The sequence below is a fragment of the Scytonema sp. UIC 10036 genome (genome assembly GCF_009725235.1).
Genome location: NZ_WJFC01000062.1, coordinates 1 through 15,056, shown reverse-complemented (window position 1 = coordinate 15,056; position 15,056 = coordinate 1). Strand labels below are relative to the sequence as shown.

Here is a 15,056-nt window from a genome sequence, read left to right as displayed (position 1 = left end):
GGCGAGTGTAAATAAAAACTGGTAGAAGCAAAACTAAATTTTTGGTTTAGTTAAGATATATTATAAGACTAAACGGTTTAGTTTTTTTTATCCGATGGAAACATAACTATGCGGGAACACTCGTCCAAGGTTGAGGGTTCATCTCCTTTAAAGCCTTTTCTGCGTCCGCCTGCTTTTCTCGTTCTCTTAGCAACTGTTATAGTAGGTGGCTTAAGTCTTCATAAATTCCAAAAATTTCAGAGCAATACTGCGGCAAGCTTATCGCAACAGACGATTGTTCCAGAGATTAAAACGGTAACAGCATTGGGACGTTTGGAGCCTAAAGGAGAGGTGGTAAAACTGTCTGCGCCGGCATCAGCAGAAGGAAGTCGGGTAGAACAACTCCTAGTTCGAGAAGGAACTATGGTACAACAAGGGCAGTTAATCGCTATCTTAGATAGTCGCGATCGCCTTGCTGCAGCACTATCAGAAGCACAAGAGCAAGTGCGGGTGGCACAGGCAAATCTTGCTCAAGTTAAAGCAGGTGCCAAACAGGGGGAAATTGAGGCACAAAAAGCCACTGTTGCTCGCATACAAGTGGAAAGAGAGACAGAAGTCGAAGCACAAAAAGCCAATGTTGCTCGCATACAAGCAGAGAAAGATACGGCAATGGAGGCACAAAAAGCCACTATCGCCCGCCTAGAAGCAGAAAAACAAACAGAAACAGAAGCACAAAAAGCAACTATTGCTCAGTTTCAAGCACAACAGGATAATGCCCAAGCAGAATTCCAACGCTATCAAAAACTGTACGAGCAGGGTGCGATCGCTATATCTTTACTAGATAACAAGCGTTTAGCTCTGGCTACAGCACAACAACAAGTTGCACAAGCAAAAGCCAACCTCAAACGTATCGAAGCATCGCGAAACCAACAACTGACAGAAGCAAGAGCCAACCTCAAACGCATAGAAGCTGCAGGAGAACAACAACTCGCAGAAGCACGAGCCAACCTCAAACGCATAGAAACATCGCGAAATCAGCAAATTAAGGAAAGCCGCGCAACTTTAGATAGAATCTCTGAAGTGCGTGCTGTGGATGTGGCGACAGCTCAAGCAGAAGTCAATCGAGCCATAGCAGCCGTGAAAAGAGCCGAAGCAAATCTCAAACAAGCTTTTGTGCGATCGCCTCAAGATGGTCAAGTGTTAAAGATTCACAGCCGTCCTGGAGAAGTCGTATCTAATGAAGGCATCGCAGAAATGGGGCAAACCAGCCAGATGTATGCAGTGGTAGAGGTTTACCAGAGCGATATCAAGAAAGTGCGAACGGGAAAGAAGGTACGGTTAACAAGCGAGTCTATGCCCGATGAATTGCAGGGAATAGTCGAGCGAGTGGGTTGGCAAGTCCAGAGACAAAACGTCGTGAATAGCGATCCTACGAGCAACATCGACGCAAGAGTTGTGGAAGTCCACGTTCGACTGGACGAAACATCTAGCCGGAAAGCAGCACAATTCTCTAATTTGCAAGTTACAGCAATGATTGATTTGTGATTGGTTGGTGGTTAGTTGTTAGTGGTTAGTTGTTAGTAACGGCGCAAGGCTCTGCGCCTGTATAGTAGTTATTAGGTGAGTGCTTGTGTTATGATTGGTTTCATTTTTCAAGAAATAGGGCGACGAACACCTTTGGGATGGCTGCAATTAACTCACGAAAAAGGTCGTTTTTTGGTAGCACTTTCAGGTATTGCCTTTGCTGATGTTCTTATGTTTATGCAGTTAGGTTTTCAGACTGCATTATTTGATAGCAACACTCGATTGCATCGCAGCATGAACGCTGACATTTTTTTAATTAGCCCTCAAGCACGTAACTTGGCATATTTGTCCACATTTCCTCGACGGCGATTGTTGCAAGCAAGGGATATACCGGGGGTAAAGTCAGCTGATGGAATGTATCTTGGTTTTATTGATTGGAAAAATCCTCAAACGCGTAAGGAAACTGGCGTATTGATTATGGGGTTCAATCCAGATCGACCTGCCTTTGATTTACCGGAAATAAACAGTCAAATAAATGCTATCAAACTTCCAGATACTGTACTGTTTGACAGTGGTTCTAGAGGTGCTTATGAAAAAGTTTATGCCCAAGTCAACCAAGGCAAACCTGTTACTACTGAAATAGAACGCCGGACAATTACGATTCGTGGTTTATTTAAAGTCGGAGCTTCTTTTATTGCAGATGGCAGTTTGATAACTAGCGACCAAAACTTTTTACGCATCTTTACCAGACAAGATGCAGGAAGTGTGAATATAGGGCTTATTCAGTTGCAACCGGGCTATAAGGAACCAGAAAAAGTTCGGCAAGTTGCAAATGCGTTAAAAGTTCATCTTCAAGGCAGTCATGATGTTCAAGTTCTAACAAAAGAAGAATTTGTTGAATTTGAGAAGAATCATTGGCAAGAAAGCACACCTATTGGTTTTATCTTCAGTTTGGGTGTGGCAATGGGTTTTATAGTGGGAGTGATTATTGTCTATCAAGTTCTATCTACTGATGTGAATGCCCACATGAAAGAATACGCCACTTTCAAAGCAATGGGATATCGCAATGCCTACTTACTAGGAGTGGTATTTGAAGAAGCCATAATAATGGCAGTGCTGGGTTTTTTACCAGGTATAACAGTCTCTTTTGGTCTCTATACCCTGACAAGAAATGCTACAAATTTACCGTTATATATGACTTTAGCCCGCGCCCTGCAAGTACAAATTTTAACTATTGTTATGTGTATGATTTCTGGTGCGATCGCTACTCGTAAAGTCCAATCTGCCGACCCTGCAGATATGTTTTAGGAATGGGTTAGTAGTTAGTAGTTAGTAGTTAGTAGTTAGTAGTAACAACTAACCACTAACTACTAACCACCAACCACCAACAACTAACCACCAACAACTAACCACTAACAAAAATGATAGACCCTGTTATTATTGTCCAAAATCTAGAACACTACTTTGGGAAAGGTCAACTCCGCAAACAAGTTTTATTTGACATCAACTTAGAAATATATGCTGGTGAAATTATCATCATGACAGGTCCCTCTGGTTCGGGGAAAACAACTCTTTTGACCTTAGTTGGTGGATTGCGATCGGCACAATATGGAAGTTTGAAGGTTTTAGGAAGAGAACTATGCGGTGCAAGTGCAGAACAACTTACACTAGCACGGCGCAGTAATGGTTATATTTTTCAAGCTCACAATTTGCATAATAGTTTAACAGCAATACAAAATGTGAGGATGGGTTTGGAACTGCATAAGGGTCTTTCTCCAAACGAGATGTTAAAACAATCGGCCCAAATGCTGGAAGTAGTGGGATTGGGAAATCGCCTCAATTACTACCCAGATGACTTGTCAGGAGGACAAAAGCAAAGAGTTGCGATCGCACGCGCCCTTGTGAGTCGCCCCAAGATTGTTTTAGCAGATGAACCTACCGCAGCTCTTGACAGTAAGTCAGGTCGAGATGTAGTGAATTTGATGCAACAACTTGCAAAAGAGCAAGGTTGTACTATCCTTTTGGTGACTCACGATAACCGTATTTTAGATATTGCCGATCGCATTGTCCGTATGGAAGATGGTAAGTTAGCAAGTACTGCTGCTGTTGCAGGCTGAAAATTATTTTTTAACTATTTTCTGAAAAAACTCTCTGTGTTATTACATAGAGAGAATGTTGTTCTCTAGAGAGAGTATTTTAATCTAAATTGAAAATACGTATTTTTACTATAGATTTTTAAACCATAGTCTAGTGTAGACTAACAAATATAACTTGCTCTCAGTAATTTTTACTAAGAGCAAAAATTGATATATATTTATGAATAGGCAGTTAAAACGAAATCGCGGCGTTATTCTCACTCGTGAAGGCTGGCAAAAAATTCAGAATGCCAAACTTGAGTGGGAATTTCAAGAAAATTTTGGCTCTAGGTGTACTTTAGAAGAATTAAGCGAACGGGTTGGAATTACTCCTGTCACCTTTAGGAAAGTACTGACTCGTGAAACAGGGGTTGACAAACAAACACTTGTTCGTTTGTTTATGGCGTTTAATTTAGAATTGGGTCGAAGTGATTATATAAAGCCAGAGTCGGCTATAGAAAAGCAGGAAAGCTTGGAGTGCCTCAAACGAGTTGATTTGAGAGAAGCAGTTGATGTATCTGTTTTCTATGGACGCACAGCAGAATTGGCTTTGTTGGAACAATGGCTTATGACAGAGCACTGCCGAGTGGTGGCATTGTTGGGAATGGGAGGTATCGGTAAAACCTCTCTGGCGGCTAAGCTGGTACATGAAATTGAGCAACAGTTTGAGTATGTTATTTGGCGATCGCTGTACAATGCGCCACCACTGTTTGAGCTACTTGGTAACTTGATTCAATTTTTCGACAACTCGCAGGTATTAGAAGCTGATTTACCAACCAGTGTAGACGAAAGAATCTCGCAACTGATTGATTATTTGCAAAAACAGCGCTGTCTTATTGTACTCGATAATGCTGAAACTATTTTGCAAAGCGGTACTATTGCGGGAAATTATCGAGAAGGCTGTGAGGATTATAGTCGGTTGATAAGACGGGTAGGAGAAGTTCTCCACAAGAGCTGCTTGCTGCTTACGTCTCGAGAAAAACCCAAAGATGTGGCATCACTGGAAGGAAAAGCACTGCCTGTTCGCTCATTACGACTAAGTGGTTTGGAGGTGGTAGATGGGCAAAAAATATTTGAAGTCAAGGGTTTCTCTGGCTCAGAGTCAGAATTGAGAACAGTCGTCGAGCGCTATGCTGGTAACGCTTTAGCTTTAAAGATAGTAGCGACGACAATTAAAGATGTTTTTGATGGTAATCTTTCTGAATTTTTAAAACAAGACACGGCTGTCTTTGGTGATATTTGCGAACTTTTAGAGCAGCAGTTTGCACGCTTGTCGTATTTAGAAAAGGAACTCATGTACTGGCTGGTAATTAATCGCGAGCCAGTTTCGCTATCCGAGTTACGAGAAGATGTTGTATCACCAGTACCACCACAAAAATTACTGGAGGCGCTCGAGTCTCTAGTGAGGCGATCGCTTGTTGAGAAAAGCGCAGCGATGTTCACGCTACAACCTGTAGTTATGGAATATGTGACTAATCGATTGGTAGAGCAGGTTTGTGGAGAAATTGAAACTCAGAATATTAATTTGTTCAAGAGCCATGCTTTGATAAAAGCGACGGCAAAAGAATATGTTAGAGAGGCTCAAATTTGCCTCATTCTTAAACCAGTTATAGAAGGATTGCTGACTGTTTTTAAAAACAAAAGAAGTATTGAAAATCAGTTGGCTCAAATTCTAGCAATGATACGAGAAAAATCGCCTCTAGAACAAAGTTATACTGCTGGGAATATTATCAATTTACTTAGTCAACTACAGATAAATTTAAGTGGCTATGATTTTTCTCACTTGGCTGTTTGGCAAGCTGACCTGCGTAATGTGAAATTGCACGATGTAAATTTTCATTCCGCCAATCTAGCTAAGTCTGTTTTTGCAGAAACCTTCGGCGGTGTTTTGTCGGTAGCCTTTAGTCCTGATGGTAAACTTTTGGCTTTAGGTGATACAAATGGTGAGATTCGCTTGTACCAAGTTTCGGATTGGAAACAACTTCTAAGCTGTAAGGGTCATACTAACTGGGTTGTATCGCTTGCCTTTAGTCCTGATGGCAACACTTTTGCTAGTGGTAGTGTTGACTGTACTGTAAAGCTGTGGGACGTCGGTTCAGGTCAATGCCTGCAAACCTTACAAAAACACGATGATGAGGTTTGGTCAGTTGCCTTTAGTCCGGATGGAAACACGCTAGCAAGTGGCAGTGATGACTGTACTGTAAAATTATGGAGTGTTCACACGGGTCAAGTCTTAAAAACTTTCCAGGGACATACAAGTTGGGTATGCTCGGTAACCTTCAGCCCAGATGGGCAAAAGCTGGCAAGTGGCAGTGATGACCACACTATTCGGTTGTGGGATATCAATACGGGTAAATGCCTCAAAGTTTACCAAGGACACAGTGATGGAATACGGGTTATTACTGTAAGTCTTGATGGTCAGATGCTGGCGAGTGGCAGTGAAGACCGGACGGTAAAATTATGGAATGTCAGTAGTGGTGAATGCCTCAAAACCTTTCAGGGACATCTCAACGAAGTATATTCAGTTACCTTCAACTCTCAAGGTAATATTTTAGCCAGTGGCAGTTTTGACCAAACTGTCAAGCTATGGAGTGTTAACACTGGTGAATGCCTTAAAACCTTCCAGGGACATTCCAGTTGGATCTACTCGGTTGCCTTCAGTCCACAAGGCGATCTTGTGGCTACTGGAAGTTACGATCAGACGGTACGGCTGTGGAGTGTTAGCACTGGTGAATGCCTCAAAATCTTCCAGGGATATTCTCATCAGGTACTCTCAGTTGCCTTTAGTCCGGATGGACAGACTCTGGCAAGTGGCAGTCACGATTCTTTAGTGAAGTTGTGGGATGTCAGTACAGGTCAATGCCTCAAAACGTTCCAGGAACATCGTGCTGCGATCCAGTCAGTTGCCTTTAGTCCAGATGGGCAGAGCATAGCAAGTGGTAGTGAAGATCGAACGGTAAGGTTGTGGGATGTCAACACAGGTCAAGTCTCGCAGATTCTTCAGGGACATCGTGCTGCGATTCGGTCAGTTGCCTTTAGTCCTGACGGTCAGACACTGGCAAGTGGCAGTGAAGACCAAACCGTTAGGCTATGGGATGTTAACACGGGTCAGGCTTTGAGAACTTGCAAGGGACATAAAAATCAAGTCTGGTCAGTTGCTTTTAGTCCTCAAGGGATGATGCTAGTAAGCAGTGCGTTAGAGCAGGCACTCAAACTGTGGGATGTCAGAACTGGTGAATGCCTTAGGACGTTAGAGGGGCATAAGAGTTGGGTTTGGTCAGTTGCTTTTAGTCCGGATGGTAAGTTATTGGCGAGTACCAGTACAGATCGAAAGTTAAGGTTATGGAATGTCAAAACTGGCGAATGCCTTAGAGTTTTGCAGGTAGATACAGGGTGGTTACTCTCAGTTGCCTTTAGCCCAGACAGCCGAATACTAGCAAGTAGCTGTCAAGACCATACGGTCAAGTTGTGGGATATCAGCACTGGTGAATGTCTCAAAACCTTACAAGGACATACAGGCGGTTGGCTTAGATCAGTCGCCTTTAGTCCGGATAATCAAACTCTGGCTAGCGGTGGTGAAGATGAGACAATTAGACTGTGGGATGTCACAACAGGTAAGTGCTTAAAAGTTCTGAAAACTGAGAAACCTTATGAGCGCATGAACATTATGGGTGTTACAGGTATAACTACAGCAACTATTGCTACGCTGAAAGTTTTGGGAGCTGCACCTGAAAATTATCCTCCACAAGCAGTTACATGAAACCATCGGAGATTTTACCACTGAGAAAGCTTGGTCTAATGCAAATTCTAATCTAAAATGTTGGAGCCATGAATAAAGAATTATCTTTGGACAATCTGTAGTTAATCCCTAATTATCTAACTGTAACTGAAGCTAGGGCTAACTCGCTACCAAGCTCCTAGCTTAATTAACAGGGAATAGACAATCAGGGAAACTAACTGTTCCAATTTTTAGCCACTAATGGACAGATACACACAATTTACATTGTACTAAATTCAGTGTCGCTTGGTAATCCTTGCGCGAACTCATTTATGATACTTTCCAAATCATCAAGTTCAATGTTATCCAACACATTGGAACTGTTCTCAAAGAGTTTACTGGCGAAATCATGCCTTAAAGACTGCTGTTCAATAGTTGTAGTCTTCATTGCATTTGGAAAAATCTTTGAAAAAACAGCTTCATAGGCAGAACTTAAACCTAGCCATACTAAAATCGAAAATCCAAAATCGAAAATCCGAAATCGCATCTTTCTTCTCCTTTATGTTTGAACAGTACAGTTAAGAGTATCTGAGAAAAGCACTCTTGCTTACTTGGTCATTTACTTAGCTTCTAAAAATTAGTTCATACTTGGAGACAAGTGTTTAACTCCAGCGGTTTCAATACATTCTGAAGTTCTTCGTCTGATATGTAATCCTCTTTAGGTGGATTAAAACGTAACAATGCGGTTTCATAACAAGCTCTCGCTACGCAGATACGCTCCTCGGGAGTAAGCTGTGCAACAACCTCGACTGTCTCTTCTACATGGTTAACTTCAGCACCAACACCACTATGTATCCGCAGCCAACGTGTGGCATAAGTACCTGGTGGTAGCAAAGCCTCCACACTCTGGATGTATTCCTTCCCTATAAATGTCCCCAAGCGTTCGGCTGTATAGAAAAAACCAACGCAACCAATTGGATCGGTCGTCTGCACAGTTTGAAAGAAGTAATCTACCAAAGCCTGTATAGGAGATGGTACAAGCGCTTGCACCACAGCCTTTGCGTTGTATCCCATCGCCTGGATATCAAGCAGGGCGAGTCGGTCGTGACCTGCTTCCTCCCTGGCTTTCTGTGCAGCCCACTGTGCCAAATTCTCGCGACCAGAAGCAGCAAAGCGCTCTCGCGCTTCCTCCATCAGTCTTGTAGTATGGCGACTCGAATGGTAGGCACCAGCAAGCCGCCATACCCAACGCTTAGAGGTCAGATCTGGTGGTCTGCGGCTCGTGTTTACATCTCTCCAGGCTAACACTATTGCCTTATCTAAAAACTTCTGAGTTTTGGCTAGTACATCGCACTGCTGATTGGTCATTGACACACCCTAGTTTATTTATGTAATAAGCAGATAGTTGTTAGCAAGTAAAGCCTACTATGTTTACAGAACTTAAGCAACTTAAGATAAGAAACTTAAGAAAAAGTTAAGTCTCTTGTTCTGAGTGACATCCTCTCCCGCTCACCTGAAGTTAGCTCGTGCAAATGTATGTTAGCCCTACCCTTAAAAAGGAAGGCTATTAAGGGGAAGTTCAGTCTAAGGGGAAGCTTTTACTTTAACAAAGTAAGCTGAAACAGATATCTAAATTTGCTGCTGGCGGAAAAGCTCTTGAGTTGCCACTTTGTGTAACTTAATTTGGGTTAACCTCCTTTGGCTTAAAATCAGTCGTAAGAGGAAAGGGAGTGAGCCAGTGCGTTGGACAGTTTCCCCGGCTTGAAGCAACTGGCGAACCCGAAAATATTGGGTGATTGCTCTTTGGGGAAAAACTTTTTGGTTTACTGAAAATAACAAACTTAAGAAAAAAGATAAGTTTTTGTACTATGGGAATCATAAATGATTTATGAAAAGTTTTCAGTACTGTAGGTGGGCTATGCTACAGATATAAAGCGGTAGGCATTGCCCACCCTACGCAATACTGCTCGGATAAGCGTTTTTGTAAGTTGGGTAAACCCGTGTGTGAAACCCAACAAATGCTGATAAATGTTGGGTTTCGTTCCTCAACCCAACCTACCTTAAATTTGAATTTTTAGCTTAACCGACAAGTATTGCACCCTAACCCTCCCCTTTCCAAGGGGAGGGTTAGGAACTCAATTTCTTATTTCCCCCCTTTATAAGGGGGGATTAAGGGGGGTATTTCTAGGAAATACTTGGATCGTCTCCTGCTTTGAGATCCTTTAAAATCTGTTCTATTTGCCTGATTTTTTCTTGTCTGTCTTGGGACTTAAAAATATTTAAAGCTTTTTCTAAAGATGCGATCGCTTCCTTTCGGTTTCCTTGTTCCCAAAGTGCTTGAGCTATGTTAGTCAGTGCATCACCGTAATTAGGATTAATATTTAGTGCTTTCTGATATACTGATACGGCTTGCTCCCAACGTTGTTGGCTTGCAAAAACGACTCCAAGAGCATTGTACGCTAGCGCATATTTAGAATTTTTCTTAATTGCTGTTTCATATTCTTTAATAGCATCTTCTTTTTTTCCCTGACGAAACAGAACATTACCTAACTGATAATAGCCAAAGGGATAATCTGGATACTTCTTAACTAACTTACGTAAGTTTTCTTCTGCACCAGTTAAATCACCTTGGTTAAATAAAGTATTGGCAATTTGAACAAGTTGCGATCGCTCTTGCTGTGTGTCATCAGAGAATTGTGCTAGTCTCTGTACCCGTGTATGTTGTTTATCAATTGCGAAATGACCTCCTTTGGCGACAACAATTTGTGATGGATTTGTAACAGTTAAGATACCCACAATCAAGTAACTAGAAACGTGAAAAGACACTAGTTTGTTAAGATTCTTTGACTTCATGCTGAATATTTTTCTACTACTCGGGGTCATATAAATCTGTACCAAAAAAGGCGAATGAGCTTATAGAGTCAACATTTGGGGTATTATGACGCACAATAGCTATTGATGATTATAATCGGGGTAGACCTATCCGTAAATTACGGTCATGCCCATAGTTTAGGACAAAATTTTCTCAGTAAATTTCCGGATAAGTTCAAAGGATAGGTAATTTTATTCTCAGTAAGACAATGCACTGCAAGCACAAAAATCCTGATAGTTTAAATTTGGCTAGACTTGCGATCGCAGGATTAAGTCTAGCGTTTGTAACTTTAGCAACCACAACCTTCATTTCTCCCAAGTTAGTAGCCGCTAAAGAAGATAACCGACTTGCAAAAGCATCTACAGAACTACCAATTGTAAAATCGGCAGCCTTAGGTATAGATATGGATGTACCTTGGTCAAAACCGGTTAAGATTGAAGACCCCTTTGAAGGGAATTACGTCGGTATATTTGACCACCACTCCTTCTATAAAAACTTTCTAAATGTTAACTCTAAGTTTGAAGTGATTAGTCTCTGGAGAAAGAAATCTGTTCGCGTTCTTTTATCCTACCGCGAACGCGATTGCTTGTCCGGGTACGGCTTATCCCCCTACACCAAGATATCAGGAACGGGATGTTTGGGAGCTAAAAATACCATTAAGATAACGAACCTCTATATCAAACTTGGAGAGAAGGTGTTTCGCCTTGAGGGAAACAACAGCACTTTTGATGTCAGCCCTGAGTTAGCAACAGCCCTCAGAAACTCACCTGCGGAGAATGTCGATATTAGGCTTGTGGCTGAAAGTGGAGAAGCAGTAGACAGTGAAATTGGCAAAAGAACCGTAGAAGCTTGGAAAAATATTTTTTAACATCTATTATTTTGTCTCCATAAATAAGTTTAGGGGCTTGAGTACAAATAGAGAATTGTAGTATAAAAAATTACGATATCTTCTGCCCTCGATGCTTCTACCCTCTGCCTTTCTTCGGTAATTTTTGCTTCTTTTCAATCCTGGCTCTTTAAGTAACGGTACAATAGTCACTAATTTTCAAAGCCTAAAAACTAAATTATGACGATGCATCCTTTATTGCAACGTGCATTTACCAACCGAAATGTCCTCAAAGTTATCGCCGGCTTGAATAACTTTGATTCCAAGCGTGTAGCCGCGATTGCTAAGGCAGCCCATCACGGCGGTGCTACTTTTATTGATATTGCCGCCAGTCCAGAATTGGTAAAAACAGCAAAATCTTTGACAAACTTGCCGATCTGTGTATCAGCCGTAGAGCCAGAAAAATTCGTACAAGCTGTAGACGCGGGTGCTGACTTAATTGAAATTGGTAACTTCGATTCTTTTTACGCTCAGGGACTGAGATTTGAAGCCGAAAAAGTTTTAGCATTGACATACCAAACTCGTGCTTTGCTTCCTGAAATCACCCTCTCTGTCACCGTTCCTCACATTCTGACACTAGACCAACAAGTACAACTAGCAGAGGAATTAATCAAAGCTGGTGCTGATATTATTCAAACAGAAGGTGGGACTAGTAGCAATCCTACTCACCCTGGAGTGTTGGGACTGATTGAAAAAGCAGCCCCCACTTTAGCAGCAGCTTATGAAATTTCTCGTGCAGTTTCAGTTCCCGTACTCTGCGCCTCTGGTATTTCCAACGTAACAGCACCCTTAGCAATTGCAGCTGGTGCAGCTGGTGTTGGCGTCGGTTCTGCTATCAACCAACTCAATAACGAAGTCGCGATGATTGCGGCTGTACGTGGTTTGGTAGAAGCCTTAAGAACAGCGACCCTAGTTAAGGGATAATAGTTAGTAGATAGTAGTTAGTAGATAGTAGTTAGTAGATAGTAGTAACTACTATCTACTAACTGTGGGTTCATGCGCTTATACCCCACATTCCGCATTTTTCATAGTATTTATATGTTGATTTTTCAGTTTTCGTTGAATTTTGAAGGTTATTAATTATAATGTTTGGGCAATTTTAGGGAAATCTGGATATATTTACTCCCCATAATACCACCAGAAAAAATTGGTATCATTTCATGACTTAGTATAAAGTTCAATCCCTTCTTGTGCGCGGCTTTTATCGCCCACAAGAAGGTAGTGTTATCGCTGATATTTTTACCTTGTCTGAGTTATATCCTCAAGTGCAAGATACAAGTCTATTGATATTGATTGCAATAGACTTGCAGAAGAAATGCTTGGCGTTTAATGCTATCAAACCAATATCTTTGCTGTAACTGAGTTCCTTGTTGTACCATACATCTTATGCCTGATTTGTCAATATCTTCGACTGGGCTGATGCTCTAGATACAAAGAATTTACAGTTGGTAATTATTCTTTATTAACTGCTTGAAATATTTTCATTATCTCCTTAACTATCTTAACTGTTTTAACTGTCCATTAAATAGTTACTTAACCAATACTGCGTGTTTTTAGGCAAAACCCGACAAGTATTGGATAAGCAGATGAACCCACACAACTAACAACTAACAACTAACAACTAACAACTAACAACTAACAACTAACAACTAACAACTAACAACTAACAACTAACAACTAACCTCCTTCAAAGCAAATATCACTTGGTTTTGCTGTTCTTCTGACAATTCTGGGAACATGGGTAAGGATAAAACCTCCTGACAGGTTTGCTCTGCAACTGGCAATTGCCCCATTTGATATCCCAAACTTTCATAAACTGGCTGTAGATGTAATGGATAGGGGTAATACACCATTGTATTAACGCCTCGTTCTTGTAATTGATTGCGAAGCCAGTCTCTCTTATTATCTAAGACGCGAATGGTATATTGATTCCACACTCCCATGCCTCCAGCCAATTCTTGAGGCGTTATGATATTGGCTAGTTGACTCAAAGACTGGTGATAACGAGCAGCAACTTGTCGCCGTTGGTTATTCCAAATATCTAGATAACGTAACTTAATCTGTAAAATAGCAGCTTGAATCGCATCCAATCGGCTGTTGACACCAATTTCCTCGTAGTGATAGCGATTTCTTTGACCGTGCTCTTTTATAATTCGTAGCTTGGCTGCAATTTGCGGATCGTTGGTTGTTATCGCCCCTCCATCGCCACAACCCCCCAAATTTTTGGTTGGATAAAAACTAAAGCAGCCTATATGCCCAATGCTTCCTACTTTCTGCCCTGCCCAACTTGCACCTGTAGACTGAGCACAGTCTTCTATAATGACTAAATTGTAAGCTTTTGCAACATTCATTAAGCTCGTCATATCAACAGGTTGACCAAAGAGATGAACTGGAATAATCGCTTTGGTTTTTGGTGTAATTGCTGCCACAACTTGTTCCACATTTAAATTAAATGTGGTCGCATCAATATCAACAAATACAGGCTTTGCACCTACAGCACTCACAACTTCTGCAGTGGCAATAAAAGTAAAGGGTGTGGTAATAACTTCATCACCCGCTCCAATATCAAAAGCTCTAAGAGCCAAATATAATGCATCAGTTCCAGAATTACAGGCTACACATTCACTAACGCCACTATATGCAGCAAAGTTTTGCTCAAAACCTTCGACAATAGAACCACCGATGTAGCGACCAGACGCTAAAACTTGTAAAACGGCTGTACTTACCTCTGCTTCAATATTGGTGTATTGTTGTTTAATGTCAAAGGCAGGAACGGAATTAATGCTTTGAATCATGAGTTTTTTTAAGGATAAATATCAGCAAGGGAATAGGGGGTAGGGGGTAGGGGGTAGGGATCGGGAAAAAGAGATTTTTATGGCAAAGTGTGTTGGCTCTAGCCTATAATTGCCGCTCGCGAAAACAACCTTGTGCTAAGCTAAGAACCCTTCTTGAGAATTAAAGTTCCTGAATCATTTAGTTGTTTTAGAGTGGTTAGTAGGTTGGGTTGAGGAACGAAACCCAACAATTCAATTCAATGTTGGGTTTCGTTCCTCAACCCAACCTACTACCAATCAAGGAAGTATCAAACTCATGCAGGATTTAATAAAGCTAGATTTTGTTGATTTGGCTTTGGCTGTTGCATTCATGGGAGTCGCTATAGGTTTGTCTGCATGGGAAAAAATCGGACTAGAACTGAATTTAGCCCTTGCTACTGGAAGAACTATCCTACAACTGGCCGTCTTGGGATACGTTGTGGAGTTCATCTTTGCTCTTGACACTCCTTGGGCTGTTTTGGGCATTTTAGCAGTAATCCTAACGATTTCAGCAGTTGTGGCACGAAATCGCATTGATAAAACAATACCTCAGATGTTGCCTCTCGTATGGGGGTCAATTTTTATCAGTATAAGCCTGACTCTGATTTATACCACTGTCTTGATAATTCAACCGGATAAATGGTACGAACCACAGTATTTTGTTCCATTAGCCGGTATAGTTTTAGGTAATGCGATGAATGCGGCTGCGATCGCAGGAGAACGTTTCGTCAGCACTATAGATGCCAGTCAATTAGAAATTGAAACTCACTTGAGCTTGGGTGCAACTCCTTGGCAAGCAGTTGCAAAATATCGCCAGGAAGCTGTCCGTGCTGCATTCATTCCCACACTCAATCAGATGCTAGTTATAGGTATGGTGACACTACCGACAATCATGTCCGGACAGTTATTGAGTGGTGTGAATGCTCGCGAAGCTGCCTCTTACCAGATTCTGATTACCTTTACCATCGCTTTTACCAATCTGCTAACAACACTGTTACTGACGCGAGGACTGAGTCGGCAATTTTTTAACTCTGCTGCCCAGCTTGTTAGGTAGGCGTAACAACATATCGTAGTAAATCGGAGTAGACCCCAAAATAACGATTGTTCAAAAGTTTTGCAGTCTGATGGA

General features: G+C 41.5%; 11 protein-coding genes. 7 read left to right on the top strand and 4 right to left on the bottom strand.

Annotation, left to right across the window (positions count from 1 at the left end):
* Positions 1–108: 108 nt before the first annotated feature.
* The 4 genes from F7734_RS26675 to F7734_RS26660 all read left to right on the top strand — a co-directional run bounded on the left by F7734_RS26675 (position 109) and on the right by F7734_RS26660 (position 7,398).
* On the top strand, positions 109–1,524 hold the full coding sequence (locus F7734_RS26675; RefSeq protein WP_155747646.1) for an HlyD family efflux transporter periplasmic adaptor subunit: 1,416 nt from the start codon (positions 109–111) through the stop codon (positions 1,522–1,524).
* 90 nt (positions 1,525–1,614) lie between these two features.
* Positions 1,615–2,811: an ABC transporter permease DevC gene (devC, locus tag F7734_RS26670; RefSeq protein ID WP_155747645.1), complete on the top strand. Its 1,197-nt coding sequence runs from the start codon at positions 1,615–1,617 to the stop codon at positions 2,809–2,811.
* Positions 2,812–2,924: 113 nt separating this feature from the next.
* Positions 2,925–3,620 (top strand): DevA family ABC transporter ATP-binding protein, encoded by a 696-nt coding sequence (locus F7734_RS26665; protein ID WP_155747644.1) that lies wholly within the window; start codon positions 2,925–2,927, stop codon positions 3,618–3,620.
* A 199-nt stretch (positions 3,621–3,819) separates the two neighbouring features.
* Positions 3,820–7,398, top strand: a complete 3,579-nt coding sequence (locus F7734_RS26660) for an NB-ARC domain-containing protein (RefSeq protein WP_155747643.1) — start codon at positions 3,820–3,822, stop codon at positions 7,396–7,398.
* Positions 7,399–7,636: 238 nt separating this feature from the next.
* On the opposite strand, the gene F7734_RS26655 is transcribed toward F7734_RS26660, so the two are convergent.
* The 3 genes from F7734_RS26655 to F7734_RS26645 all read right to left on the bottom strand — a co-directional run bounded on the left by F7734_RS26655 (position 7,637) and on the right by F7734_RS26645 (position 10,209).
* Complete coding sequence (locus F7734_RS26655; protein ID WP_155747642.1) at positions 7,637–7,903, bottom strand: hypothetical protein; 267 nt, start codon at positions 7,901–7,903, stop codon at positions 7,637–7,639.
* A 95-nt stretch (positions 7,904–7,998) separates the two neighbouring features.
* On the bottom strand, positions 7,999–8,724 hold the full coding sequence (locus F7734_RS26650) for a hypothetical protein (protein WP_243147103.1): 726 nt from the start codon (positions 8,722–8,724) through the stop codon (positions 7,999–8,001).
* An 816-nt stretch (positions 8,725–9,540) separates the two neighbouring features.
* On the bottom strand, positions 9,541–10,209 hold the full coding sequence (locus F7734_RS26645) for a tetratricopeptide repeat protein (RefSeq protein WP_155747641.1): 669 nt from the start codon (positions 10,207–10,209) through the stop codon (positions 9,541–9,543).
* A gap of 227 nt (positions 10,210–10,436) precedes the next feature.
* Between F7734_RS26645 and F7734_RS26640 the strand changes: the two genes are divergently transcribed.
* Together F7734_RS26640 and F7734_RS26635 are read left to right on the top strand one after the other, a co-directional pair.
* A complete protein-coding gene (locus F7734_RS26640) occupies positions 10,437–11,096 on the top strand; it encodes a hypothetical protein (RefSeq protein WP_155747640.1) in 660 nt (219 codons plus the stop codon).
* A gap of 198 nt (positions 11,097–11,294) precedes the next feature.
* Positions 11,295–12,038 carry a DUF561 domain-containing protein gene (locus tag F7734_RS26635; protein WP_155747639.1) on the top strand — a complete coding sequence of 248 codons (744 nt, stop codon included), beginning with the start codon at positions 11,295–11,297 and terminating at the stop codon, positions 12,036–12,038.
* A gap of 746 nt (positions 12,039–12,784) precedes the next feature.
* On the opposite strand, the gene F7734_RS26630 is transcribed toward F7734_RS26635, so the two are convergent.
* On the bottom strand, positions 12,785–13,909 hold the full coding sequence (locus F7734_RS26630) for a DegT/DnrJ/EryC1/StrS family aminotransferase (RefSeq protein ID WP_155747638.1): 1,125 nt from the start codon (positions 13,907–13,909) through the stop codon (positions 12,785–12,787).
* Between the two features lie 295 nt (positions 13,910–14,204).
* Here F7734_RS26630 and fetB point away from each other — a divergent pair, with 295 nt between their 5' ends.
* Positions 14,205–14,981: an iron export ABC transporter permease subunit FetB gene (gene fetB, locus F7734_RS26625; protein ID WP_155747637.1), complete on the top strand. Its 777-nt coding sequence runs from the start codon at positions 14,205–14,207 to the stop codon at positions 14,979–14,981.
* The last annotated feature ends 75 nt before the right edge of the window (positions 14,982–15,056 follow it).

Bases quoted from the DNA above. Each gene is read 5' to 3' on its own strand.
- F7734_RS26660 (WP_155747643.1), top strand. From the start codon at position 3,820: ATGAATAGGCAGTTAAAACGAAATCGCGGCGTTATTCTCACTCGTGAA.
- F7734_RS26645 (WP_155747641.1), bottom strand. From the start codon at position 10,209: ATGAAGTCAAAGAATCTTAACAAACTAGTGTCTTTTCACGTTTCTAGT.
- fetB (WP_155747637.1), top strand. From the start codon at position 14,205: ATGCAGGATTTAATAAAGCTAGATTTTGTTGATTTGGCTTTGGCTGTT.
- F7734_RS26675 (WP_155747646.1), top strand. From the start codon at position 109: ATGCGGGAACACTCGTCCAAGGTTGAGGGTTCATCTCCTTTAAAGCCT.
- devC (WP_155747645.1), top strand. From the start codon at position 1,615: ATGATTGGTTTCATTTTTCAAGAAATAGGGCGACGAACACCTTTGGGA.
- F7734_RS26630 (WP_155747638.1), bottom strand. From the start codon at position 13,909: ATGATTCAAAGCATTAATTCCGTTCCTGCCTTTGACATTAAACAACAA.
- F7734_RS26650 (WP_243147103.1), bottom strand. From the start codon at position 8,724: ATGACCAATCAGCAGTGCGATGTACTAGCCAAAACTCAGAAGTTTTTA.
- F7734_RS26640 (WP_155747640.1), top strand. From the start codon at position 10,437: ATGCACTGCAAGCACAAAAATCCTGATAGTTTAAATTTGGCTAGACTT.
- F7734_RS26635 (WP_155747639.1), top strand. From the start codon at position 11,295: ATGACGATGCATCCTTTATTGCAACGTGCATTTACCAACCGAAATGTC.
- F7734_RS26665 (WP_155747644.1), top strand. From the start codon at position 2,925: ATGATAGACCCTGTTATTATTGTCCAAAATCTAGAACACTACTTTGGG.
- F7734_RS26655 (WP_155747642.1), bottom strand. From the start codon at position 7,903: ATGCGATTTCGGATTTTCGATTTTGGATTTTCGATTTTAGTATGGCTA.